Genomic DNA, 22,116 nt, shown 5'->3' with positions numbered 1-22,116 from the left:
CCCTTGAGCAGGCCGCCACGACCGTCACCCTTCTGGCCTCCCACCAACCCGGCCATGCCCCCTGCAGGCCCTTTGCTCTGCTTCAACCCACGCAACAGTGCCCGCCGACGCCCTTCCACCCCGAGCCCGCGGCCAGCCCGGCCCTCGGCGGGGTGCCCGCGTAGGGGAAGCCCGCGCAGGGATGCCCTGGGTGGCGGAGGTCAGGGCGGGGGTGTGAGGGGTGGCAGAGGTCGAGGCGGGGGTTGCCATGGGTGGCGGAGGTCAGGGCGGGGGTGTCAGGGGTGGCGGAGGTCAGGCCCAGGGCTGTGAGGGGTGGCGGAGGTCAGGGCGGGGGGTGTGAGGGGTGGCGGAGGCTAGGGCGGGGGTGCTAGGGCGGGGGTGCTAGGGCGGGGGTGCCCGGCCTGGGGCGCCAGGGCAGAGTTCCCGCGCGGGGCCTTCAAGGTCACGCTCGATCCTGGATCGAGTGGTATGCCATCGTCTCCGACACCACTCGATCCCACATCGAGCGTGATCTTGACAGCCTGGCACGCGTTTCTACGCGCAGTGACACCTGTCGCGGCGATTAGGCGTGGTTCTGGCGGCGTGGCGGATCCCATCCGCGCGGCGTCGCCTGTCCTGTCTCGGCGTCGACCACGTCAAGGGCCTCCCCGCAACTGCGACGTGGCAGTTCTGACGGCGTGATGCAGGTGGCTGCGCGCGTGTGAGGGCTGCGCGCGTGCGGGTGGCTGCGCGCATGTGAGGGTTGCGCGCGTGTGTGGGTGGGCGCGGTCAGGGGGCGGCGCGGTGTGGGTGGGCGCGGGCTGAGGGCAGCTGCGGTCAGGGGGTGGGCGCGGTCAGGGTGTGAGTGGGCGCGGGGTCAGGGGGTGGGTGGGACCAGGCGGGCGTGGAGGGTGGTCGGGTCGGTGGCCTCGGGTAGGTCGCGGGCAGCCAGCCACGCCGCTGCGGCGGCGCCGTCGCCGGCGGGGACGATCGGTGCGTGCGGCCAGCGTCGGCGGGCCTGGGCGTACACCGAGGCGGCCAGCGGGTTGTCGCCGGTCAGCAGGCCACCGCCGAGCACCAGGGCCTGTACGTCGTCGGGGGGACGGATCCGCCCGAGCGTGGCGATCAGCAGGGCGGCGGCCTCGGCGATCAGCGCGGCGGCGGTGGGGTCGGCGGCGGTGTCGAGGACGAGCGGGGCGAGGCGGGCCAGTTCGACCGGTGGGCGGCGGGTGACGGTCTGGATGAGGGTGTCCACGGTGACCCGGGGGTGGGGGGCCACCTCGGCCGAGCCGGTCAGTTCGGTGAGCACGCGTCGGCCCAGGTCGCCGGGGTCGGTGCCGGTGTCGAGGGCGGTGAGCAGTCGGCGTACCGCCTGTCGGCCGAGCCAGAAGCCGGAGCCGGCGTCGCCGAGCAGCCAGCCGTGCCCGTCGGCGGCGCGGTCCAGCCGCAGGTCGCGTACCTGTGCGGCGACGGCGCCGGTGCCGGCGATGAGGATGGTGCCGTCGGGGTCGGCCGTGCCGGAGGCGTACGCGATCAGGGCGTCGCCGTGCACGGCGTACGGGCAGCGTAGTCCGGCGGCGGTCCAGGCGTGGTCGACGGCGGTCCGGGCGGCGGGGTCGGCGCGTAGTCGGCCGGCTCCGGCCAGCCCGATCACGCCGGCCCGGACGCGGGTCGGGTCGACGTCGGTGAGGGCCTGTCGTAGCGCGATCAGGAGTTGCTCGGCGGCGTGGGCGGCACCGTGGCTGGTGGGGTTGCCGCCGCCGGCGCGGCCGGTGCCGAGGCGGTCACCGTCGAGAGTCACCGCGAGCGCGCGGGTGGACGTACCGCCGACGTCGAGGCCGACCACGACGCTGCCGGACACCGTCCCACCTCCTTGATCGATGTGCGTTCAGGCTGGTCACGGTCGTTGGCCGGGGCGCTGTACGCAACTGTCGGGGCCGGAATGTCCCAGGTAACAGTTTGAAAACTTCGCCCACGGTCTTGACATGGAGGTGGCTTCAGTAAGAACTTTTACCACTAACAGTTAACAGTCTTTTCGGAAAGGCGTCCCATGGTTGATCACGAGGCGGACACCTCCGCGGGCACCGCGGTGGCCGATGCCGACGGGGTCGACCGGCGAGGGGTCGGCGTCGCCTCCGACGGCGTGCTGGCCCGGGTACGGGCCGGTGTCGACGAGCTGACCGGCGCGCTGCGTCGCGTCGCCGAGCATGTGCTCAGCGACCCGGAGGCGGCGGCCCGCGCCACCATCGTCGAGCTGGCCGAACGCAGCGGCACCTCACCGGCCACAGTCACCCGGTTCTGTCGGGCGATGGGCTTCGAGGGCTACGCCGACCTGCGACTGGGCATCGCCGCCGAAACCGGCCGGGCCCGCTCGGCGGGCTGGAGCGTCGACATCGGACGCGAGATCCAGCCGAGCGACCCGCTGGAGCGGGTGCTGGAGCAGATCATCGTGGCCGACACCCGAGCCATGCACGACACCGCCGCCCTGCTCGACCTCGGCGAGGTGGAACGGGCCGCGGTCGCCATCGCCGGGGCCAGCCGGGTCAACATCTTCGGTGCCAGCGGCAGCGCCCTGGTGGGCGAGGAGATGCAGTTCAGCCTGCACCGCATCGGGGTGGCCGCGTGGGCGTGGAACGACGTGCACTCCGGGCTCGCCGCCGCCGCGCTGCTGCGGCCGGGCGACGTCGCGTTGGGCATCTCGCACAGCGGTCAGACCCGGGAGGCCATCGAGATGCTCGCCGAGGGCGGCAGCCGAGGCGCGATCACCGTCGCGCTGACCGGGTTCCGCCGCTCCCCGCTGGCCGAGCTGGCCGACATCGTGCTGCTCACCGCGAGCCAGGCCACCACCTTCCGCCCGGACGCGCTGTCGGCCCGGCACCCGCAACTGGTCGTGCTGGACCTGCTCTACATCGCGGTCGCCCAGCGCACCCACGACCGCGCCCACGCGGCCTTCCGGCGTACCGCCCAGGCCGTCGACGGGCACAAGGCCGCGAGGGGAGCCACCGCATGATCAGTGCCCAGGGGTACGCCGACGCCGTCCGGCCGGTGCTCGACCACATCGTCGACGCCGGTGCCGAACCACTCGGCCGGGCCGCCGACCTGATCGCCGACAGCCTGCGGGCCGGCGGGGTGCTCCAGGCGTTCGGCGCCGGGCACTCCGAGGCGTTCGCCGCCGAGCTGGTGGCCCGGGCCGGCGGGCTGGTCCCCGCCAACCGGCTCAGCCTGCACGACCTTGTCCTGCACGGCGACGCCCCACGCGACGTGCTCACCGACCCGAAGCTGGAACGCGATCCGGCCGTCGCCCACCAGCTCTACGAGATCGCCGCACCGCAGCCACAGGACGTGTTCGTGGTGGCGTCCCAGTCCGGCATCAACGGGTCGGTTGTCGAACTTGCCCTGCTGGCCACCGGACGCGGTCACCCCTTGATCGCGGTCACCTCGGTCGAGCACACCGGTCGGGTCGCTCCGCGCCATCCGTCCGGTCGGCGGCTCGTCGAACTCGCCGACGTCGTGCTGGACAACGGCGCGCCGTACGGCGACGCACTGCTGCCGCTCGAGGGCGGCGGCGCGGTCTGTGCGGTCTCCTCGGTCACCTCGGCGCTGCTGGCGCAGCTGTTGACCGCGGAGGTCGTACGACGGTTCCACCAGGTCGGAGAGGTGCCCCCTATCTACCTCTCCGCCAACGTCCCCGGTGGGGACGCGCACAACCTCGCCCTCGAGTCGCGGTACGCCGGGCGTCTCCGGCGCACCGCCTGACCCGACACCACAAGGAGAGACGAACGATGTCCGTTAACCCCGATCTCAACCGCCGGACCCTGCTGCGCCGCGCGGCGGCCGCGGGTCTCCTGGTGACCCCCGCCGCGGGTCTGCTCAGCGCCTGCGCCGGCAGCACGCCGAGCCCGAGCACCGACAACACCGGGGAGAAGAGCAACGACAACCCCTTCGGCGTGCAGGAGAACAGCGCCGTCAAGGTGGTCATCTTCAACGGTGGCCTGGGTGACGCCTGGGCGCAGGAAGACAAGGCGATCTTCAACGCCAAGCACCCGACCGTCACGGTCAACATGAGCTCCACCCAGAAGATCAAGACCGAAGAGCAGCCGAAGATGGCGACCACGCCCAGCGACGTGGTGATGAACTCGGGCGCCGACATGATGGACGTCAGCACCCTGGTCAACGAGGGCGCCATCGAGCCGCTGGACGACCTGCTCGCCGCCCCCGCCTGGGACAGCCCGGGGACCGTGGCCGACACCCTGCTGCCGGGCACCGTCGCCGACGGCACCTTCCAGGGCAAGTTCTACGTGGTCAACCTCGCCTACACGGTCTGGGGCAACTGGTACAACGCCGCCCTGTTCAGCAAGGAGGGCTGGGTGCCGCCGAAGACCTTCGAGGAGTTCTTCGCCCTCGCCCCGAAGATCAAGGCCAAGGGCATGGCACCGTACGTGTACGACGCCGTGCACGGTTACTACCCGCGTTGGGCGCTGATGGCCACCATCTGGAAGTCGGCAGGTAAGCAGGCGGTCATCGACATCGACAACCTGAAGGAGAACGCCTGGCGGGCCGAGGGCGTGCTGCCCGCGTTGGAGCAGTGGGAGAAGGTGGTCAAGGACAAGCTGGTGCTGCCCGGCCGGCTCGACCACACCCAGTCGCAGCAGGCCTGGCTGGACGGCAAGGCTGCCTTCATCCAGGTCGGCACCTGGCTGAAGAACGAGATGGCGGCGACCATCCCGCCCGGCTTCGAGATGAAGATCTCCGACTACTGGGGTCTGGGTGCCACCGACAAGGCCCCCAACGACGTCTACGCCGGTGCCGGCGAGAACATCGTGGTGCCGAGCAAGGCCCCGAACAAGGCGGCGGCGAAGGAGTTCCTGCGGGCGGTGCTCTCCAAGGCCGGTTCGGCGAAGTTCGCCGAGCTGACCAAGTCGCTCGCCTCGACCGCGGGCTCCGGCGACAACGTGGACGACCCGACGCTGGCCAGCGCCAACGAGCTGATGAAGAACGCGCCGAAGGACCTGATCTCGACCAAGTTCTGGGACTTCTACGCCGACCTGGACAAGGAGAGCCAGAACCTCTCCCAGGAGCTGATGGCCGGTCGGGTCACCGCCGCGCAGTTCGTCGACAAGATGCAGGCCGCCGCCGACAAGGTGGCCAAGGACTCGTCGATCAAGAAGCAGACCCGCAACGCGTGACATCCCGATCTGACCGAACGAGGAAGTGAGCGGAAATGCGGCACGGTGTTGCGCGTTTCGTCACGGGTTTTCTGGCGCTGCCGGTCGGGCTGTACCTCTTCTACGTGGTGTGGCCCTTCCTGCAGGCGGCCGGATACTCGCTGACCGACTGGGGAGGCTACTCCGACCGGCAACAGTTCGTCGGGCTGGACAACTACCTCCGGCTGTTCTCCGACGAGCTGATCAGAAAGGCGTTCTGGCACAACGTCTTCTTCCTGGTCACCGTGCCGCTGTTCACCATCGCGCTGGCCCTGTTCCTCGCGTTCCTGCTCAACGTGGGCGGACGCGAGGACAAGGCCGGCATCCGGGGTGTCTTCGGCTCCGGCCTGTACAAGGTGATCTTCTTCTTCCCGCAGGTGCTGTCCCTGGTCGTCATCGCGGTGATGTGGCAACAAATCTACCGCGCGGACGGCCAGGGGCTGATCAACGGCGTACTGATGAAGATCGGTCTGGTCGACCCGGACGACCCGATCACCTTCGTGTACGACCCGGAGCCGTTCCTCGGCGTACCGGCGGTGTTGTGGTGGCTGCTGGTGATCGCGGTCTGGAGCGGCGCCGGCTTCTACATGGTGTTGTTCTCCGCCGCCATGCAGTCCATCCCGAAGGACATCTACGAGGCGGCCATCCTCGACGGCGCGGGCCGCTTCCACACCTTCTTCCGGATCACCCTGCCGCTGCTGCGCGACACCGTCTCGGTGGCCTGGGTCTACCTGGGCTTCATCGCGCTGGACATGTTCGCGCTCGTCTACGTCATGACGCCCAGCCAGGGCGGCCCGAACCACGCCAGCGAGATCTTCGCGTCGGTGATCAACTTCAACGCCTTCCAGAAGGGCCAGTTCGGCTACGCCTGCGCGATCGCGGTGGCCCTGGCGATCTTCACGATCCTGCTGGCCGCGTTGCAGCTGCGGATCACCCGTCGTGAGCGCATCGAGTACTGAGGAGACACCGACGATGAGCACGGTGACCCACATCCCGGCCGGGTCCGACCAGGCCCCACCGCCGGACCGTACGCCGGGCCCACGCACCGCCGTCGGCGGCAGCCGCGCCGGGGCGAAGATCTTCAACGGCTTCTCGCATCTCTTCCTGGCCGTCTGGGCGATCATGGTGGTCTACCCGCTGCTGTGGGTGGTGATGTCGGCGCTCAAGACCGACTCGGAGGTCATCCGCAAGCCGCTGTCGCTGTTCCCCGAGACGTTGCAGTGGGGCAACTTCACCCGGGCCTGGACCGAGGGCCACATCGGCGACTTCTTCCTCAACACCGTGCTGGTGCTGACCGGCAGCGTCTTCCTCACCATGCTGCTCGGCTCGATGGCCGCCTACGTGCTGGCCCGCTACGACTTCCCCGGCAACCGGTTGATCTACTACATGTTCCTGTCCGGGCTGACCCTGCCGGTCTACCTGGCCGCGGTGCCGCTGTTCAAGGGCGTCTACAACATGGGCGTCACGCTGCCCTTCCTCGGCCCGAACAAGCACCTCATGCTGATCCTGGTCTACGTGGCCTGGTCGTTGGCGTTCACCGTCTTCTTCATGCACTCGTTCTTCCGTACCCTGCCGAACGCGATCGCCGAGGCGGCCCTGGTCGACGGGGCGTCGCACAGCCGGATGTTCTTCAGCGTCATGCTGCCGATGGCCAAGCCCGGCCTGATCAGCATCGGCATCTTCAACGTCCTCGGCCAGTGGAACCAGTGGTACCTGCCGACCCTGCTGATGCAGTCGGTGGCCGGCGAGCCGAAGAACCAGGTGATCTCCCAGGGCCTGATCGAGCTCTCGGTCAACCAGGGCTACAAGTCCGACTGGTCCGGCCTGTTCGCCGGGGTCACCATGGCGATGTTGCCGGTGCTCATCGTCTACATCGTCTTCCAGCGTCAGGTGCAGTCCGGCCTCACCGCCGGCGTGAGCAAGTAACGGGACCCGGTTGATCAACTCCGTTTCGGCGGAATGGCGGGTTCTGCGCGGGCGGAAGACCGCCATTCCGCCGAAACGGTTCCGCTTCGCGGTCAGGTGTCAGTCCCAGCTTGTCCCGGCGGGGACCCGGAGGGTGGTGTTGATGCGGTTGAAAAGGTTGGTGATGCCGACCATCAGCACCAGTGCTCCGAGCTGCCGTTCGTCGTAGTGCTTCGCGGCGTCGGCCCAGATGTCGTCGGTGACCGCGCCAGGCCGGTCGGCGAGCCGGGTTGCGGCCTCGGCGAGCGCCAACGCGGCCCGCTCGGCGTCGTCGAAGAGCGGATTGTCGTACCAGGCGGCGAGGGTGAGCAGCTTCTCGTGGCGGACACCGGCTTTGGCCGCGCTTGTGGCACCGGCGTCGACACAGGCGCTGCAGCCGTTGATCTGACTCACTCGCAGGTGCACCAACTCCAGCGTGTGACGCGGCACACCGCCGGCGTACACCTGCTTGAACAGTTGCTGAATGCCGGCGGTGAGGTCGGGTTGGCTCGCCGCGTTCTGGACACGTGCTGTCATGTCTCCTCCAGGAACAGGTGGTCGGATCGTCGATGGACGGCACTACGACGTCTGGCCGGGGTGGGGGGTAACACCGGCTCCGGCGTTACCTCACCGGCGTGCGCCACGTCATGGTGGTGACAACGCCGTCCGCCGAGGAGAACCGTGACCGAGGAAGAACAGCTCGCCGCGCAGTTCGACAGCCACCGCTGCTACCTGCACGCGCTTGCGTACCGGATGGTCGGCTCGGCTGCGGACGCGGACGATGCCGTTCAGGAGGCGTGGTTGCGGCTGGCCCGCACCGGTGGAGATGAGATCGAGCACCTGCGTGGCTGGCTCACCACGGTGATCACCCGGATCTGTCTGGACGCATTACGCAAGCGCAGGGTCCGAGGCGAGCAGCCGCTCGAGTTCGAGCTCGGCTCGCTGCCGTGGGAGGCGGTGACGGGCCCACGCATGGACCCGGAGGAAGAAGCCGTGCTGGCCGAGTCCGTCGGCCTTGCGCTGTACGTCGTGATGGACGCCCTCACTCCGGCGGAGCGGGTGTCGTTCGTGCTCCACGACGTCTTCGAGATCCCGTTCGAGTCGATCGCGGCCATCCTCGGCCGCAGCACCGCCGCCACCAAGATGCTCGCCAGCCGGGCCCGAGGACGGCTGCGGCTCGGTGTGCCGCCGGCCGGTTCCCAGAGCGCAGCCCGGGACATCATCGAGGCGTTCTTCGCGGCGGCGGGCAGGGGTGACGTCGCCGCACTGCTGGCCGTCCTCGCCCCCGACGTCGAGATGCGGGCACGCGGCCCCGAACTGAACGTCGTCGTGCGTGGCGCGTCTGTGGTGGCGGGCCGAGCGACGATGTTCGCGCGCCCGGACGCCCGGATACATCCGGCGATCGTGGACGGCGTTCCAGGTGTCCTGGTCACAGTCGAACGGCGGCCTGTCACGGTCATGGCCTTCACGGTCACCAGCGGTGTCATCACGGCGATCCGCACCCTGACCGCCCCGAGCTGGCTGGCTCAGATCGTCCCGTCGTGGGTCACCTGACGCGAACGCGGTCAGGTCGTGGCGCTTTTCGCTGTCGGTAAGCGGATCACACCAGGTTCTTGACTCGTCAATATCTTAACGAGTAAGTTCGATGGGCATCGATACTTGTCTCACGGAAAGCAGGTGAAGGATGCTCAAACGCTTCGCTGCCGCCGCGGCCGTCGCAGGCGTGCTGGTCGCCGCCCCGCCCGCCTCGGCGGCAACCGCCGAGTCGGGGTGGGGGAGATATCTGCCCGGAAACTGCCTGCCGGGCACGTTCTGCGGCTGGCCCAACTGGGACCACCCGCCGGAGGGGCCCACCGCGACGCCCTCCCTGGTGACCACCACCGACTGGTCCGGCAGCGTCACGGTGTTCAACTTCTACAACTACACCTCCCGCAACGTCGACATCGACTGGTACCTGCCGGGGACGTCCTACGCCGGCACCGTCTGCGCCACCCCTGGCGACGCGGACCTGTACGTGCCGATGACCGTGACGAGGGTGGTCTTCCACACGCGCAACTGCCGGTGAATCCCCACTACGACAAGTAGGTGAATCGTGCTGAAGACCATGCTCAAGTCCCTCGCTGTCGCCGCGGCTGTCGCAGGCGTGCTGGCCACCGCCCCGCCCGCCTCGGCGGCAACCGCCCAGGCCTCAGACGGAATGTGGCCGTCCGGGAACTGCCCGCAGGGCGTGTTCTGCCTCTGGCCCGAATGGAACGAATGGATGACGCCGGCCCTGACGACCAACACCGACTGGTCCGGCGAGATCCCGGGATACCTGTTCTACAACAACACCTCTCGCAACGTCGACATCACCTTCCGCTGGCAGCATGACTCGCCGTGGGGCCCCTTCACCATCTGTCTCACCCCCGGCAACGGGCAGGACACGTACTGGCCCGGGATCGTGACGAACGTGAAGGTCCACACGCAGCCCTGCGTGTGGTGATCCCGTAGCACCTCCCGGACGGACCGAGACGCGCGAGCGTGTCGGTGGGTACGGGCAGGATGGGGGTGTGCTGGTCGCGGTGGTGGCGGGGGAGGGCGGTGCGGGCGTGCTGTGCCCGCTGCGCGCCGACGGGCAGTGCGCCGGCCAGCCCGAACCCGTCACCGACCTCGCCGCCGTCGTCGCCGCACGGGAGGCCGCCGACCGGCCCCGCTGGGTCTGGGCCTGTGGCGCGACCCTCTACCCCACCCTGCTGCGCGCCGGGGTCCGGGTCGAGCGCTGCCACGACGTCGAGCTGACCGAGTCGCTGCTGCTCGGCCACGCCGGCCGCTGGGGCGAGCCGCGTTCCCTGGCGGCGGCCTGGGCCCGGCTGACCGGCGCACCGGTGCCACCCGATCCGCCGCCGCGTGCCCCCGCCCCACCCGGGGCCGGGCAGGCCGCACTCTTCGACGCCGTGCCCGGGCCGCCGGGCCCCGGCATCACCGCGTTGACCCGCGTGTACGCCGACCAGCTCGACCGCATCGCGGCCACCGGGCATCCCGGCCGGTTCCGCCTGCTGGTGGCCGCCGAGTCGGCCGGCGCGCTGATCGCCGCCGAGATGGGGGCGGCCGGGCTGCCCTGGCGGGCCGACGTGCACGACGCGATACTGGCCGAACTGCTCGGGGAGCCCTCCCCGGTGGGTGGCCCACCACGCCGGCTGGCGGACCTCGCCGCGCAGATCGCCGAGGCGTTCGGCGTACGACAGGTGCACGCCGATTCCCCGGCCGAGCTGCTGCGGGCGTTCGCCCGTGCTGGCATCGACCTGCCCAACACCCGGTCCTGGGTGCTGCGCGGGGTCGACCACCCGGCGGTGCCACTGGTCCTGGAATACAAGGAGCTGTACCGGATCTGGACGGCGCACGGCCGGGCCTGGCGGGACGCCTGGGTCCGTGACGGCCGCTTCCAGCCGGAGTACGTGCCCGGCGGGGTGGTGTCGGGCCGGTGGGCCACCCGCGGCGGTGGCGCGTTGCAGATCCCGAAGGTGATCCGCCGTGCGGCGATGGCCGACCCGGGCTGGCGGTTCGTGGTGGCCGACGCGGGCCAACTGGAGCCCCGGGTGCTCGCTGCGGTCTCCGGTGACGCCCGGCTGGCCGCCGCCGGCGCGACCGGTGACCTCTACCAGGCGCTGGCCCGGGACGCGTTCGGCGGTGACCGGGGTCGGGCCAAGCTGGCCCTGCTCGGCGCGATGTACGGGCAGACCGGCGGGGAGGCGGTGCCGGCGCTGGCGGTGCTGCGGCGCAACTATCCGACGGCGTTCGGTTACGTCGAGGCGGCGGCGCGTACCGGTGAGGCGGGTGGGTTGGTGCGTTCGTGGCTGGGGCGTACCTGCCCGCCGGGTTCGGCGGGGTTCGCCACCGACGAGGGGGCGGCCGATCCGGACGCGGCCGGCGACCCGCAGTCGCCCCGGGCCCGGGCGGCGCGGTCGCGGGGTCGGTTCACCCGCAACTTCGTCATCCAGGCCACCGCCGCCGAGTGGGCCTCGACGCTGCTGGCGGTGCTTCGCGGCGAACTGGCCGGCACCGAGGCCGAGCTGGTCTTCTTCCAGCACGACGAGGTCATCGTGCACTGCCCGGCCGAGCAGGCCGAGCGGGTCGCCGAGGCGGTGCAGCGGGCCGGTCGACGGGCCACCGTGCTGCTGTTCGGTGACACCCCGGTGCGGTTCCCGCTCGACCTGTCGATCGTCGAGTGCTACGGCGACGCGGCCTGAGCAAACCGACGCACCCACGCTTTGCGTGTTGTTCATGTCCGGCTGCCAACCTGACCACCGCGATCGACATGGTGAAGGAGGCGGCATGGCCAGACGCGTGTACCTGCACATCGGTGCGCCGAAGACCGGCAGCACCTATGTGCAGAACGTGCTCTGGAGCAACCGCGACCGGTTGGCGCAGACGGGCATCCTGTTGCCGGGCAGCGCGGTGGCGCAGGACCAGGCGATGGCCGACCTGCGGGCCGCACCGTGGCGGGACCCCGAGGTGTACTGGACCTGGGATCGGCTGGCCGAGAAGGCCCGGCAGTGGCCCGGCGACGTGATCATCAGCAACGAGGGGCTGGGCGCGGCCACCGGCGAGCAGGCGGCCCGGGCGGTGGCGAGTCTCGGCGCGGGCGAGATCCACGTCATCGTGGTGGGACGTGACCTGTGGCGTACCTTCCCGTCGTTCTGGCAGCAGAGCGTGCGGGCCCGCAGCGGATGGCGTTTCGAGGAGTTCCTGCGGGCGGTCGAAGAGGGCCGGTGCGAGGTCTTCTGGGAGAACCACACCGCGGTACGGATGCTGCGCCGCTGGGGTGACCTGGTGCCCGCACAACGACGACATCTGGTGACCGTGCCGGCACCGGGTGCCCCGCCCGAGGTGCTGTGGCACCGCTTCGCCGGCATCGTCGGCATCGACGACGGACGGTGCGAGCTGACCGTACCGGCCGCGAACCCGTCACTGGGCGCCGTCGAGATCGAACTGCTGCGCCGGGTCAACCGGAAGCTGGGCGACCGCTACCCGCTACGCACCCCCTACCGACGGGTGGTGCACCGCCACCTCGTCGACGCGGTGCTCAAACAGCGGGCCGACCAGCAGCGCTTCGGCATCGGCCTGGACCGGGCCGACTGGGTGCTGGACCTGGCCGAGGCGCAGATCAAGGAACTGCGCGACTACCCCTGCCAGATCGTCGGCGACCTGGACGACCTGCGTCCGGCGAAGCTGACGCCCGCCGGCACCCCGGATGCCGTCGACGACGATCACCTGCTCGACGTCGCCATCGAGACCATCGTCGACCTGCTCGGCCACGCCCACACCCTCGACGAGCGGGCGGAGCAGCAGCCCGACGACGTCCTCACCCGGCTCAAGAACCGGGCGGCCGGCGGCGTGAAGCGCCGGCTGCGGCGCGTCATCCGCCGCGACGGGCGGTAGCTCGCGGGCGGTGCCGGGGGTCCGGGTGGCGAACCGGATCACCGTGCCAGGCAACCTTTCCTCGGATGCGGCCGGTACTACCGGTGAGGCGTCTTGCGGGGGAAGGGCGGGCACGGGTGAACACACCGGAGGGTTTCGACGACTTCGTCGCGACCCGGTCATCGCGGTTGCTGCGTACCGCCTTCCTGCTCACTCGGGACTGGACGCTGGCCGAGGACCTGTTGCAGACCGCGCTGGCGCGGGCCTGGGAGGCGTGGCGGCGCATCGACGGCGACCCGGAGCCGTACGTGCGACGGATCATCGTCAACACGTACGCCTCCTGGTGGCGGCGGCGGTGGCGCGGAGAGCTGCCCACGGCCGAGCTTCCCGAGGTGAGGGTGGCGGCGGATCCGCAGACCGGCTTCGACGACCGCGACCAGCTCTGGCGGGCTCTGGGGCGGCTGCCGCGCCGGCAGCGGGCCGTCCTGGTGCTGCGCTATTTCGAGGAGTTGTCCGAGCACGAGATCGCTGAGGCGCTCGGCTGCTCGGTCGGCACGGTCAAGAGCCAGGCCAGCCGGGCGCTGGCCAAGCTGCGACTGGACGAAACGCTGGCTCCGGAAGGGATGCCGCGATGAACCTGACCGATCTCAAGCGGGTGCTCGACGAGCGCTCCCGGGAAACGGCCGAGCAGGCCGTGCACCGGTCCCGGCTGCATGGCGTACGCGCCAAGGTGCGCGCGCGTCGTCGGCGGCGGATCGCGGCCTGGGCCACCGCCGGGGTCGCCGTGGCGGCGGCCGTGACCTTCGTCCTCCCCGGACTGCGTCCGGACCTGACACCCACTCCTGCGGTCAGTCCCTCGCCGACCCCGACCATCGAGGGATTCCCGGAGTACGCGAACGGTGCCCGCGTGGTGGCCGCCCGCAGTGCCCCGCTGTCGGCGCGTCAGGTCGAGGTGACCGTGGTGCCGACCACGCTCGACCTGGTCATCTTCACCCGCTGCGACGGCGTCGACGAGAACATCGCGGTGGAGCGGACGGTGCGGGTCGGAAGCCGGGTCGTCGCCGACGGAACGTGCCACGACGGCAGCCTGCATCCGGCCGACTGGGCGGGTCTGGGCGTCACGGTCGGCCAACCGGCCACCGTCGTGCTGACCATCACCGGTGCCTATCAATCCGGCGACGCGGGCGAAATGGGGGTGCCGGTCCCCGAGCGCGGGGAGGTCGGGCTCGCCATCGGCGCGCGGATGCCGTTCGACGACTATCCGCTGCCGCCCCGGCCGGGCGTGCTCACCCCGCTGAACCAGGCGTCGTGGCCGGCCGGGTGCAGCGAGGCGGTGTGCCAGAACGTCATCGTCATCCGGTCGGACCCGGACGACCCGACCCGCCCGGTTAGCACGGAATTGGACTGGCCGACGGTCACGTCGATCGACATGGTTTCCCAGACACCCGGTCTGCTGCGCGTACAGGTCGCCGGTGTGCAGGTCGCCGTGGGCGAGTGGTGGGACTACCAGTTGACCGGTGCCCAGATGTACGGCGACGCGGACGGCCAGTGGAAGCGTGACTTCGACCTCGACCTGCGCCGCGGTGACCGGGTACGGATCGAGGTCGTACCCGCGCAGGTCACCGGTGCCTGGCAGGTCGTCCTGACTCCGGCAGTGAGCACCGGCGGATAGGCCCGACCCGCTCCCTATTTGCTGCTGTGCTGTTTCGTGCCCTGCGCCGCTTTCAGGATCAGATCCGCTATCGCCTCGGGGTGGGTGACCATCGCCAGGTGCGACGACTCGACTTCGATGGTGGTGGCGTGCATCCGTTGCGCCAGGAACCGTTCGAGTTCGGGTGCGGTGGTGCGGTCGAGGGTGGAGATCGAGTAGTAGCAGGGTTTGTCCCGCCAGGCGGCGGTGGTCGTACGGGCTTTGAACAGGTCACCGGCGATCGGCCCCTGCACCGCGTAGAGGGCCCGGGCGCGGGCCTCGTCCACCCCACCGGCGAAGTCGGCGAGGAATGCCTCTTCGCTGAGCTGGGCGAAGCCGTCATGGTGGACGAGTCCCGCGTTGGCCGGTGGGGTCGGATACTTGGCGGCGAGCGCGGCGTAGTCCTCGCCGACGTCCGGTGCCCGGGCGGCCACGTAGACCAGCGCGCTGACGTTCGGGTGGTCACCGGCCTCGGTGATGACGGTGCCGGCCCAGGAGTGACCGGCCAGCACTGTCGGACCGTCCTGGCGGTCGAGCGCGCGTCGGGTGGCGGCCACGTCGTCGGCCAACGAGGTAAGCGGGTTCTGCACCGCGGTGGCGTTCAGCCCGGCCCGCTGAAGGATGGGGATCACGTCGGACCAGGACGATCCGTCGGCGTACGCGCCGTGCACCAGTACGACGTTGCGGGCCGGTTCGGGCGGCGACACGTCACTCACGTCAACCTCCAGGTATCGGGTGGGCGGCGGGCGGTAACCCTTGTCCCGCACTGTCTCCCAGCCCCGTCGACCCGCGGAGCGAATCGCCAAGATTACGAACAGCCGGCGCGACGTTGCGCTAGGAGCACTCCGCCGGATGAGCAATTGGCGAAGGATACCCAATTTATGCGATTTGCCCCGCCACCCTCCTTTGGCACCAGTCGTTGCAATCGGTGTGCGCAGGAAGGGGACGGCCGGGGCCAGGCCGCCCCACGTGGGAGGGAGCCCGGCTCTGAACCGGATCGCAGGAATGATCATCGCCGCGGGGGGTGGTCGCCGCATCGGCGGCCCGGAAGCCCTGCTGCACCAGGACGGCAAACCCCTGGTCGACCAGATGATCGACACGCTGACCGAGGCGGGATGCGGGCCCATCGTGGTCGTTCTCGGTGCCGCGGCCGACCAGGTGCGCGAGACCGCTGACCTGGACCGCGCCACGGTGGTGGTCAACCGCGCGTGGGGTACCGGGGTGGGTTCCTCGATCCGCGCCGGCCTGGCCGGCCTCGACGACGACCGGATCGAGGCAGTGGTGGTGGTGCCGGTCGACATGCCCGGACTGACCGCCGCCGCGGTGCGCCGGGTGACCGCGCTGCCCTTCCCCGACGTGCTGGTCTGCGCCACCTACAACGGCCTGCGCGGCTACCCCATGCTGTTCGGTCGCCGCCACTGGGCCGGCATCGCCACCCTGGCCAGCGCCGACGTCGGTGCCCGCCCCTACCTGCTGGCCCACAAGGACCAGATCGTCGACATCGCCTGCGACTCCGTCGCCGACGGCAGCCGCGTCGACACCCCCGAACTCATGGCCCTCTACGGCCTCTCCGTCCCCGAACAACGCGTCCCCGCCTAACCCACCCTCCCACCCTCCCTCCCCCCACCCCGCCCCCCAGCCCCGTCGATCTTGCACTTTTGGTCGCCGAGATAGGCGAAATAACACCTTTGCGGGGACAGAAAGTGCAAGATCGACGGGCTCGGGGCCCGGGGGGAGGGGGTTAGGGGAGGGTGTTGGTGGTGGTGAGGGTGCGGTACCAGTGGGCGGAGTCTTTCCAGGTGCGTTGCTGGGTGTCGTAGTCGACGTGGATGATCCCGAAGCGGCGGTCGTAGCCGTACGCCCACTCGAAGTTGTCCAGTAGGGACCAGACGAAGTAGCCGCGCACGTCGGCACCCGCAGCCATGGCGTCGTGGGTGGCGGCGATGTGGCGGCGTAGGTAGTCGACCCGGCGGTCGTCGTGAACGGCGCCGTCGGGGGAGACCTCGTCGGGGAAGGCGGCACCGTTCTCGGTGATCATCAGCGGCAGATCGGGATACTCGCGGTGCAGCCGCAGCAGCAGCTCGGTCAACCCGGCCGGTTCGATGTTCCAGCCCATCGCGGTGTGCGGGCCGGGCTGCGGCAGGAACTCCACCTGCTCCGAGCCGACCCACGCCGAGTGCGCCGAACGGCCGTGCCCGTCGGAGTCCGACTTGGTCGACACCCCGTCCCAGGCGCGCACCAGGGTGGTCGAGTAGTAGTTGACGCCGAGCACGTCCAACGGCACCGCCGCGGTGCGCTCGTCGCCGTCGCGGACGAACGACCAGTCGGTGACCCCGGCGGTGTCGGCCAGCAGGTCGGCCGGGTACGCCCCGTCCAGCATCGGGCCGAGGAACGCCCGGTTGGCCAGCGCGTCGATGCGGCGTACCGCGTCGGCGTCGGCGGCCGACTCCGAAGCCGGCCGGATCACGTGCAGGTTCAACGTCACCGACAGCTGCGCGGCGGGCGCCAGCTCCCGGATCACCCGGCCGGCCAGCCCGTGCGCCAGGTTCAGATGGTGTACGGCGGCAAGCGCCGCAGCCGGCTCGGTGCGCCCCGGCGCGTGCACCCCGGAGGCGTACCCGAGGTACGCCGAGCACCACGGCTCGTTGAACGTGGTCCAGGTGTGCACCCGGTCGCCGAGCGCCCCGACGATCGCGGTGGCGTAGTCCGCGAAGCGTGCCGCCATGTCCCGCGCCGGCCAACCCCCGGCGTCCTCCAACTCCTGCGGCAGATCCCAGTGGTACAGCGTGGCCACCGGCCGGATGCCCAGCTCCAACAGCCGATCCACCAGCCGGGAGTAGAAGTCCACCCCGGCCTGGTTGACCGGCCCGGAGCCACCCGGCTGCACCCGTGGCCAGGCGATCGAGAACCGGTACGCCCCGACGCCGAGCGCGGCCAACTGGTCGAGGTCGTCGGCCCACCGGTGGTAGTGGTCGGCCGCCACGTCGCCGGTGTCCCCGTTGAGGGTGCGTCCCGGAGTGTGGCTGTAGGTGTCCCAGATCGACGGTCCCCGGCCACCCTCCTTCGCCGCCCCCTCGATCTGGTACGCCGCCGTGGCCGTACCCCAGACGAAACCCGGGGGGAACACCACTTCGCTCACGTTGCCACCTCCGTTACCTCGCAGCCGTATCCGGACGAGACCCCCGCCACCACCTCGGCGGTGGCCGTCCCGTCCTGGTAGCGCACCTCGAACTCGGTGCCCGGACCACCGTCGGGCGACGGGATCCGGACCCGGGTGCGTTGCCCCTGCGCCGGGGCGTACATCCGCAGCTGGACGCCGTCGGCCCACGGGTAGTCGGGTCGGTCGGTGACCGAGCCGAACGGGATGACCGCGCCGGGCCGGGCCAGCACCGGCACGGTGTCGAAGCCGTGCTTCTCGTTCACCCAGCCCGGACCGGTGACCTGCGCCCCGGTCATCAGATTCGTCCAGGTGCCCGCCGGTACGTAGTAGGTGACCTGCCCGTCGGGGCTCATCACCGGCGCGACAAGCAGGTCCGGGCCGAGCATGTACTGCCGGTCCAGGTAGGCGCTGGTCGGGTCGTCCGGGAACTCCAGGATCATCGGCCGCATCACCGGTATCCCCTCGCGGTGCGCCTCGTCGGCCGCCGCCGCCAGGTACGGCATCAGGCTCAGCTTGAGCCGGGTGAACCGACGCAGCACCTCCACGGCCTCGTCGTCGTACGCCCACGGCACCCGGTACGAGCCGGAGCCGTGCAGCCGCGAGTGCGAGGAGAGCAACCCGAAGGCGATCCAGCGTTTGAACACCGCCGGATCGGGGGTGCCCTCGAAACCGCCGATGTCGTGACTCCAGTAGCCGAAGCCGGAGACGGCCAGGGACAGCCCGCCGCGCAGCGACTCGGCCATCGCCACGAAGGTGGACTCGCAGTCGCCACCCCAGTGCACCGGGAACTGCTGCCCACCGGCGGTCGCCGACCGGGCGAAGACCACCGCCTCACCCGTCCCGCGCTCGGCCTCCAACAACTCGAAAACGGCCTTGTTGTACAGGTAGGAGTAGTAGTTGTGCATCCGCTGCGGGTCGGCGCCGTCGTGCCAGAGCACGTCGGTCGGGATGCGCTCGCCGAAGTCGGTCTTGAAGCAGTCGACACCCATGTCGAGCAGCACCTTGAGCTTGTCGGCGTACCATCGGGCGGCGTCGGGGTTGGTGAAGTCGACGAGCGCCATCCCGGCCTGCCACTTGTCCCACTGCCAGATCGACCCGTCCGGGTTGCGGACCAGGTAGCCGGCCTGCCGTCCCTCCTCGAACAGGTACGACCGCTGGGCGATGTACGGGTTGATCCAGACGCACACCTTCAGGCCACGCTCGTGCAGCCGACGCAGCATCCCCTCCGGGTCGGGGAAGGTGGCCGGGTCCCAGATGAAGTCGACCCAGTGGAACTGCCGCATCCAGAAACAGTCGAAGTGGAACACCGACAGCGGCAGATCCCGCTCGGCCATCCCGTCGATGAACTCGGTGACGGTCTTCTCGTCGTACGACGTGGTGAACGAGGTGGACAGCCACAGCCCGTACGACCAGGCGGGCACCCGGGCCGGGCGACCGGTCAGGGCGGTGTAGCGGCGCAACACGTCCTTGGGGCTGGGACCGTCGATCACGTGGTAGGTCAACGACTGCCCCGGCACACTGAACTGGGTCTGCGACACCACCTCGGAACCCACCTCGAACGACACGTGCTCCGGGTGGTCCACGAACACCCCGTAGCCGGCGCTGCTGAGGTAGAACGGCACATTCTTGTACGCCTGCTCGCTGGCCGTGCCACCGTCGGCGTTCCAGATGTCCACCGTCTGACCGTTCTTGACGTACGCCCCGAAACGCTCGCCCAGCCCGTAGACGGTCTCGCCGACGCCGAGCGCCAGCCGGTCGTGCACGTACTTCTGCCCGTCGGCGTCGGTGACCACGCCGATGCTGCGTTCGGTGGAGGAGGTGACCAGCCGGTCGCCGCGCAGGAAGTCGACCTGCCACGGCCCGGTCAACGCCACCCGCACGGTCAGCTCACCGGTGGTCAACCGCGCGCTGAGCCCGGTCACCTCGACCTGCACCGGATGATCCGGGTCCTCGGCGAGGACGAAGCGCGGCTGCTTGGGCAGCCCACCGCTGTGGTGCCCGACGGTCACCCCGACCACCCCGGGCGCGGGGGAGAAGAAGCGTACGGTGACCACCGGCCGGTTGAGGGTGTCGCCCCGACCGGTGATCCTGCCGATGGGCGCGAATACGGTGAACGAGCGTTCGTCGGGCTCCACCGATTCCACCGCGCCGGGTCGCAGCACCGTGACGCCGGGACGCAGTTGCCAGTACCCGTCGGTGAACTTCACTTGTCGGCTCCTGCCTGATGTGTGTCGAGCCCGTTCCTTCGTCAGGGCCGCCGTGCGGTGGCAGCGCTCCGGCGAGCTGCCCTGCTGCCCGGGCCTGGCCGCTGGCGGCCGCCGGCGCCCGGGTACGCCGTGCCTGCCGTACGCGGTGGGCCGCTGGAACCGCGGACCTGGAGCGCGCAGGGCAGAAGTTGCTGGTGGATCTCGCGGTGGCCGCCGTCGACGTGCCGCAGCAGCGTCTCGATGGCGATGCGGCCCAGCGCCGTTCCGGGCGAGTTCATCGCGGTCAGCGCCGGGGTGGCCAGCTCGGCGACCTGCGGCGAGGTGACCATCGAGATCACCGAGACGTCGTCCGGCACGCGCAGCCCCCGGCGGTGCAGCTCGCCGAGCAGCCCGAAGACGGCGCTCTCGTTCATCGCGAGGATCGCGGTCAGATCGGGTGCCTGCCGCAGCGCGGTGGCCAGGGCGCTGCGCCCGCCGGCGGCACTGTCCTCGGCGGGGATCATCAGCGGCTCCAGGCCGTGGGCGGCCATCGCGGCGGTGAACGCGTCGCGGGTACGCAACGCCGGGCCGTAGCCCTCGGCGATGGTGCCGGCGGAGTGGTTGACGTAGACGATCCGCCGGTGACCGAGATCCACCAGGTGACCGACCGCCTCGGCCACCGTCCGGTCGAAGTCGATGTCCACGTACGACAGATCGGTGGTGTCGGCCGTACGACCGATCAACACCAGCGGTACGCCCAGCTCACGCAGCACGTCCACCCGTGGATCGCGCAGCTGCACCTCCATCAGCAGCGCACCGTCGAACATCCGCTGGCTGGCCAGCCGCCGCAGCTCGTCGCGGTCGCCGACACCGATGGGGGCGAGCACCAGGTGATAGCCGGCCGCACTGGCACCGGCCGCCGCACCGGTGACGAAGGCGGTCTCGGTGGCACCCAGGCCACGCTCGTCCATCGGCAGCAGCAGCCCCACGATCCGACTGCGCCGACTGGCCAACCCACGCGCCATGGCGTTGGGCTGGTAATCCAGCTCCGCCATGGCCGCCAGCACCTTGTCCCGAGTGGCCTGGGAGATCGGCCGCGCACCGGTCAACACGTACGACACCGTGCTCACCGACACCTGGGCCAGGCGCGCCACATCCTGCATGGTCGCCATCGCGGCACCTCCCCGTGGTGAGCCGGCCGCCGTGCGTACGCCGTCGAAGCGGTTAGTCGAAGCGGTTCGACGAACGTATGTGACGGATCACGTCCCCGTCAATAGGCAACCACGAATGAAAGGCTGCGCTCGGCGAGGGCCTTGACCAGCGCGCGGGTGCCTTCCGGGCCTGCTCAGCCGTCGATGTTGAACTTGTCCAGCAGGGAGGGCGCGAACAGCCCGACGGAGGCCAGAATCGAGATGACGGTCAGTGCGGGGCGGACGATGGCCATCTCGGTGCGTCCGCCGGCCCGCATAGCGATCTTGTCGGGCAGGCTGATCGGCGTCCACATCCGGCGTTTGATCGGAATCGGCCAGAGAATCGGCACCCCGGCTCTGGTGATCATGTCGCCGATGATGTGCACGAAGGAGCCCACCCCGACCGCCAGCCCGATCAGCGGGTACCCCCGATCACCCGGCAGGTTGGCGGCGGTGACCACGGCCGCACCGGCCGAGATCAGGGTGACGATCAGCCAGCCCGCCCGCTCGGCCCACTTGTCGAACAACCCGCGCAGCGCCAGACCGATCATGAAGAACAGGATGCCGATGACCGCCCACTTGCCGAACCTCGCGCACAACGTGGTGGTGCCCCAGCCGACAAGCACGGTGAACGGAATCGTGTGGGTCAGCGTCCGGTGACCGTTGTTGCGCTTCGGGTCGCGGCTGAGCTTGGTGGCGTAGTAGACCCCCAGCGAGACCTTCTCCACCACCTCGGCGATGAACAGCGAGAAGACACCGAAGGTACGGGCCACCGTCGCGCCGCCCTTGTTGCGGGTCACCTTGCCGGACAGGTCGAGGTCGGGCAGCAACGCCCCACCCGCGCAGACAGCGGTGCCCACGGCGAGAGCCAACGGAGACTGCTCGTAGTCGTAGAACTGCTGCAGCGCCCAGGACCCGCTCAGCCATACCGCCGCGCCGGACAGCGCGTGCGACGGTCCCATCATTTCGGTTGCCCTCCCCAGGGATCTTGAGCGCCAAAACTACGTCACTGTAGTTCGCCGCACCGCCGCAGGGGCATCACTGTAATGTCCACATAGGACAACATCGGAGCGTGGTCCGGTGACCGAGCCGACCACCAGGGAGTATGGCAGTCAGAGCCGGCTCGCCAGGGCACTGTGTCGGCCATGGGACGCGGCCTGCCGCCCAGGCGCCATCCGAGGAAACCGCACGGTTCAAGACCTCCGCCCCATGCCCCGGCTCATCAAACAGCCGGTATGCCTGAGCAAGTCCCACAAACTTCATGCCGGGCTGCTCCGCCGCATACCCGAGCGCCTCGTCCTCCGCCAAGGCGATCGCCTCGTCGAAACCCTCAGCGCGCCACAACGTCAGCCGCTCCTCGTACATC

Annotated in this window: 20 protein-coding genes; 13 read left to right on the top strand and 7 right to left on the bottom strand. The window is 70.1% G+C overall.

Going from position 1 to position 22,116, the window contains the following annotated elements; all coding sequences use genetic code 11:
- Window positions 1–856: 856 nt before the first annotated feature.
- On the bottom strand, window positions 857–1,840 hold the full coding sequence (locus JMF97_RS04585; protein ID WP_203220400.1) for an N-acetylglucosamine kinase: 984 nt from the start codon (window positions 1,838–1,840) through the stop codon (window positions 857–859).
- Window positions 1,841–2,029: 189 nt separating this feature from the next.
- Between JMF97_RS04585 and JMF97_RS04580 the strand changes: the two genes are divergently transcribed.
- The 5 genes from JMF97_RS04580 to JMF97_RS04560 are packed head-to-tail and all read left to right on the top strand — an operon-like array spanning window position 2,030 to window position 7,109.
- Complete coding sequence (locus tag JMF97_RS04580; protein WP_203220399.1) at window positions 2,030–2,989, top strand: MurR/RpiR family transcriptional regulator; 960 nt, start codon at window positions 2,030–2,032, stop codon at window positions 2,987–2,989.
- On the top strand, window positions 2,986–3,735 hold the full coding sequence (locus tag JMF97_RS04575) for a sugar isomerase domain-containing protein (protein ID WP_102657641.1): 750 nt from the start codon (window positions 2,986–2,988) through the stop codon (window positions 3,733–3,735). The genes JMF97_RS04580 and JMF97_RS04575 overlap by 4 nt, the downstream gene beginning before the upstream one ends.
- A gap of 26 nt (window positions 3,736–3,761) precedes the next feature.
- Window positions 3,762–5,165, top strand: coding sequence for an N-acetylglucosamine/diacetylchitobiose ABC transporter substrate-binding protein (gene ngcE, locus JMF97_RS04570; protein WP_013734838.1), 1,404 nt, complete (start codon window positions 3,762–3,764; stop codon window positions 5,163–5,165).
- Window positions 5,166–5,200: 35 nt separating this feature from the next.
- Entirely contained in the window at window positions 5,201–6,142 is a 942-nt protein-coding gene (locus tag JMF97_RS04565; protein WP_013734837.1) for a carbohydrate ABC transporter permease, read from the top strand.
- 13 nt (window positions 6,143–6,155) lie between these two features.
- Window positions 6,156–7,109, top strand: coding sequence for a carbohydrate ABC transporter permease (locus JMF97_RS04560; protein ID WP_203220398.1), 954 nt, complete (start codon window positions 6,156–6,158; stop codon window positions 7,107–7,109).
- A 99-nt stretch (window positions 7,110–7,208) separates the two neighbouring features.
- Here the strand turns inward: JMF97_RS04560 and JMF97_RS04555 are convergent, their stop codons facing one another.
- Window positions 7,209–7,664, bottom strand: coding sequence for a carboxymuconolactone decarboxylase family protein (locus JMF97_RS04555; RefSeq protein WP_203220397.1), 456 nt, complete (start codon window positions 7,662–7,664; stop codon window positions 7,209–7,211).
- Between the two features lie 144 nt (window positions 7,665–7,808).
- Here JMF97_RS04555 and JMF97_RS04550 point away from each other — a divergent pair, with 144 nt between their 5' ends.
- From JMF97_RS04550 to JMF97_RS04520, 7 genes are all read left to right on the top strand, one after another.
- A complete protein-coding gene (locus tag JMF97_RS04550; RefSeq protein WP_203220396.1) occupies window positions 7,809–8,681 on the top strand; it encodes a sigma-70 family RNA polymerase sigma factor in 873 nt (290 codons plus the stop codon).
- A gap of 130 nt (window positions 8,682–8,811) precedes the next feature.
- Window positions 8,812–9,192 (top strand): hypothetical protein, encoded by a 381-nt coding sequence (locus JMF97_RS04545; RefSeq protein ID WP_013734833.1) that lies wholly within the window; start codon window positions 8,812–8,814, stop codon window positions 9,190–9,192.
- 27 nt (window positions 9,193–9,219) lie between these two features.
- Window positions 9,220–9,609, top strand: coding sequence for a hypothetical protein (locus JMF97_RS04540; RefSeq protein ID WP_233579338.1), 390 nt, complete (start codon window positions 9,220–9,222; stop codon window positions 9,607–9,609).
- 67 nt (window positions 9,610–9,676) lie between these two features.
- A complete protein-coding gene (locus JMF97_RS04535) occupies window positions 9,677–11,353 on the top strand; it encodes a bifunctional 3'-5' exonuclease/DNA polymerase (protein WP_203220395.1) in 1,677 nt (558 codons plus the stop codon).
- A gap of 85 nt (window positions 11,354–11,438) precedes the next feature.
- Window positions 11,439–12,545: a hypothetical protein gene (locus JMF97_RS04530; protein WP_203220394.1), complete on the top strand. Its 1,107-nt coding sequence runs from the start codon at window positions 11,439–11,441 to the stop codon at window positions 12,543–12,545.
- A gap of 116 nt (window positions 12,546–12,661) precedes the next feature.
- Window positions 12,662–13,159, top strand: coding sequence for a SigE family RNA polymerase sigma factor (locus tag JMF97_RS04525; RefSeq protein WP_203220393.1), 498 nt, complete (start codon window positions 12,662–12,664; stop codon window positions 13,157–13,159).
- On the top strand, window positions 13,156–14,196 hold the full coding sequence (locus tag JMF97_RS04520; protein WP_203220392.1) for a hypothetical protein: 1,041 nt from the start codon (window positions 13,156–13,158) through the stop codon (window positions 14,194–14,196). Before JMF97_RS04525 ends, JMF97_RS04520 begins: the two co-directional genes overlap by 4 nt.
- Window positions 14,197–14,210: 14 nt before the next feature.
- Here the strand turns inward: JMF97_RS04520 and JMF97_RS04515 are convergent, their stop codons facing one another.
- A complete protein-coding gene (locus tag JMF97_RS04515) occupies window positions 14,211–14,930 on the bottom strand; it encodes an alpha/beta fold hydrolase (RefSeq protein WP_013734827.1) in 720 nt (239 codons plus the stop codon).
- A 289-nt stretch (window positions 14,931–15,219) separates the two neighbouring features.
- On the opposite strand from JMF97_RS04515, the gene JMF97_RS04510 reads away from it, so the two are divergent.
- The gene (locus tag JMF97_RS04510) at window positions 15,220–15,813 is read left to right on the top strand and encodes a nucleotidyltransferase family protein (RefSeq protein WP_013734826.1); all 594 of its coding nucleotides are present in this window, start codon (window positions 15,220–15,222) and stop codon (window positions 15,811–15,813) included.
- Window positions 15,814–15,955: 142 nt separating this feature from the next.
- Here JMF97_RS04510 and JMF97_RS04505 read toward each other — a convergent pair whose 3' ends face one another.
- The 4 genes from JMF97_RS04505 to JMF97_RS04490 all read right to left on the bottom strand — a co-directional run bounded on the left by JMF97_RS04505 (window position 15,956) and on the right by JMF97_RS04490 (window position 21,715).
- Entirely contained in the window at window positions 15,956–17,353 is a 1,398-nt protein-coding gene (locus JMF97_RS04505) for a GH1 family beta-glucosidase (protein ID WP_203220391.1), read from the bottom strand.
- Window positions 17,350–19,581 carry an alpha-xylosidase gene (yicI, locus tag JMF97_RS04500; RefSeq protein ID WP_203220390.1) on the bottom strand — a complete coding sequence of 744 codons (2,232 nt, stop codon included), beginning with the start codon at window positions 19,579–19,581 and terminating at the stop codon, window positions 17,350–17,352. The genes JMF97_RS04505 and yicI overlap by 4 nt, the downstream gene beginning before the upstream one ends.
- A gap of 41 nt (window positions 19,582–19,622) precedes the next feature.
- A complete protein-coding gene (locus tag JMF97_RS04495) occupies window positions 19,623–20,732 on the bottom strand; it encodes a LacI family DNA-binding transcriptional regulator (protein WP_203220389.1) in 1,110 nt (369 codons plus the stop codon).
- 173 nt (window positions 20,733–20,905) lie between these two features.
- Window positions 20,906–21,715 carry a metal-dependent hydrolase gene (locus JMF97_RS04490; protein WP_203220388.1) on the bottom strand — a complete coding sequence of 270 codons (810 nt, stop codon included), beginning with the start codon at window positions 21,713–21,715 and terminating at the stop codon, window positions 20,906–20,908.
- Window positions 21,716–22,116: the final 401 nt, after the last annotated feature.

The organism is Micromonospora fiedleri (assembly GCF_016774385.1).
Taxonomy (GTDB): Bacteria; Actinomycetota; Actinomycetes; order Mycobacteriales; family Micromonosporaceae; genus Micromonospora; species Micromonospora gifhornensis.
This window is presented reverse-complemented; position numbering and strand designations above follow the sequence as displayed.

Excerpts from the sequence above, each read along its gene's own strand:
- JMF97_RS04580 (WP_203220399.1), top strand. The coding sequence starts at position 2,030 with ATGGTTGATCACGAGGCGGACACCTCCGCGGGCACCGCGGTGGCCGAT.
- JMF97_RS04575 (WP_102657641.1), top strand. The coding sequence starts at position 2,986 with ATGATCAGTGCCCAGGGGTACGCCGACGCCGTCCGGCCGGTGCTCGAC.
- ngcE (WP_013734838.1), top strand. The coding sequence starts at position 3,762 with ATGTCCGTTAACCCCGATCTCAACCGCCGGACCCTGCTGCGCCGCGCG.
- JMF97_RS04565 (WP_013734837.1), top strand. The coding sequence starts at position 5,201 with ATGCGGCACGGTGTTGCGCGTTTCGTCACGGGTTTTCTGGCGCTGCCG.
- JMF97_RS04560 (WP_203220398.1), top strand. The coding sequence starts at position 6,156 with ATGAGCACGGTGACCCACATCCCGGCCGGGTCCGACCAGGCCCCACCG.
- JMF97_RS04555 (WP_203220397.1), bottom strand. The coding sequence starts at position 7,664 with ATGACAGCACGTGTCCAGAACGCGGCGAGCCAACCCGACCTCACCGCC.
- JMF97_RS04545 (WP_013734833.1), top strand. The coding sequence starts at position 8,812 with ATGCTCAAACGCTTCGCTGCCGCCGCGGCCGTCGCAGGCGTGCTGGTC.
- JMF97_RS04530 (WP_203220394.1), top strand. The coding sequence starts at position 11,439 with ATGGCCAGACGCGTGTACCTGCACATCGGTGCGCCGAAGACCGGCAGC.
- JMF97_RS04520 (WP_203220392.1), top strand. The coding sequence starts at position 13,156 with ATGAACCTGACCGATCTCAAGCGGGTGCTCGACGAGCGCTCCCGGGAA.
- JMF97_RS04510 (WP_013734826.1), top strand. The coding sequence starts at position 15,220 with ATGATCATCGCCGCGGGGGGTGGTCGCCGCATCGGCGGCCCGGAAGCC.
- JMF97_RS04495 (WP_203220389.1), bottom strand. The coding sequence starts at position 20,732 with ATGGCGACCATGCAGGATGTGGCGCGCCTGGCCCAGGTGTCGGTGAGC.
- JMF97_RS04490 (WP_203220388.1), bottom strand. The coding sequence starts at position 21,715 with ATGATGGGACCGTCGCACGCGCTGTCCGGCGCGGCGGTATGGCTGAGC.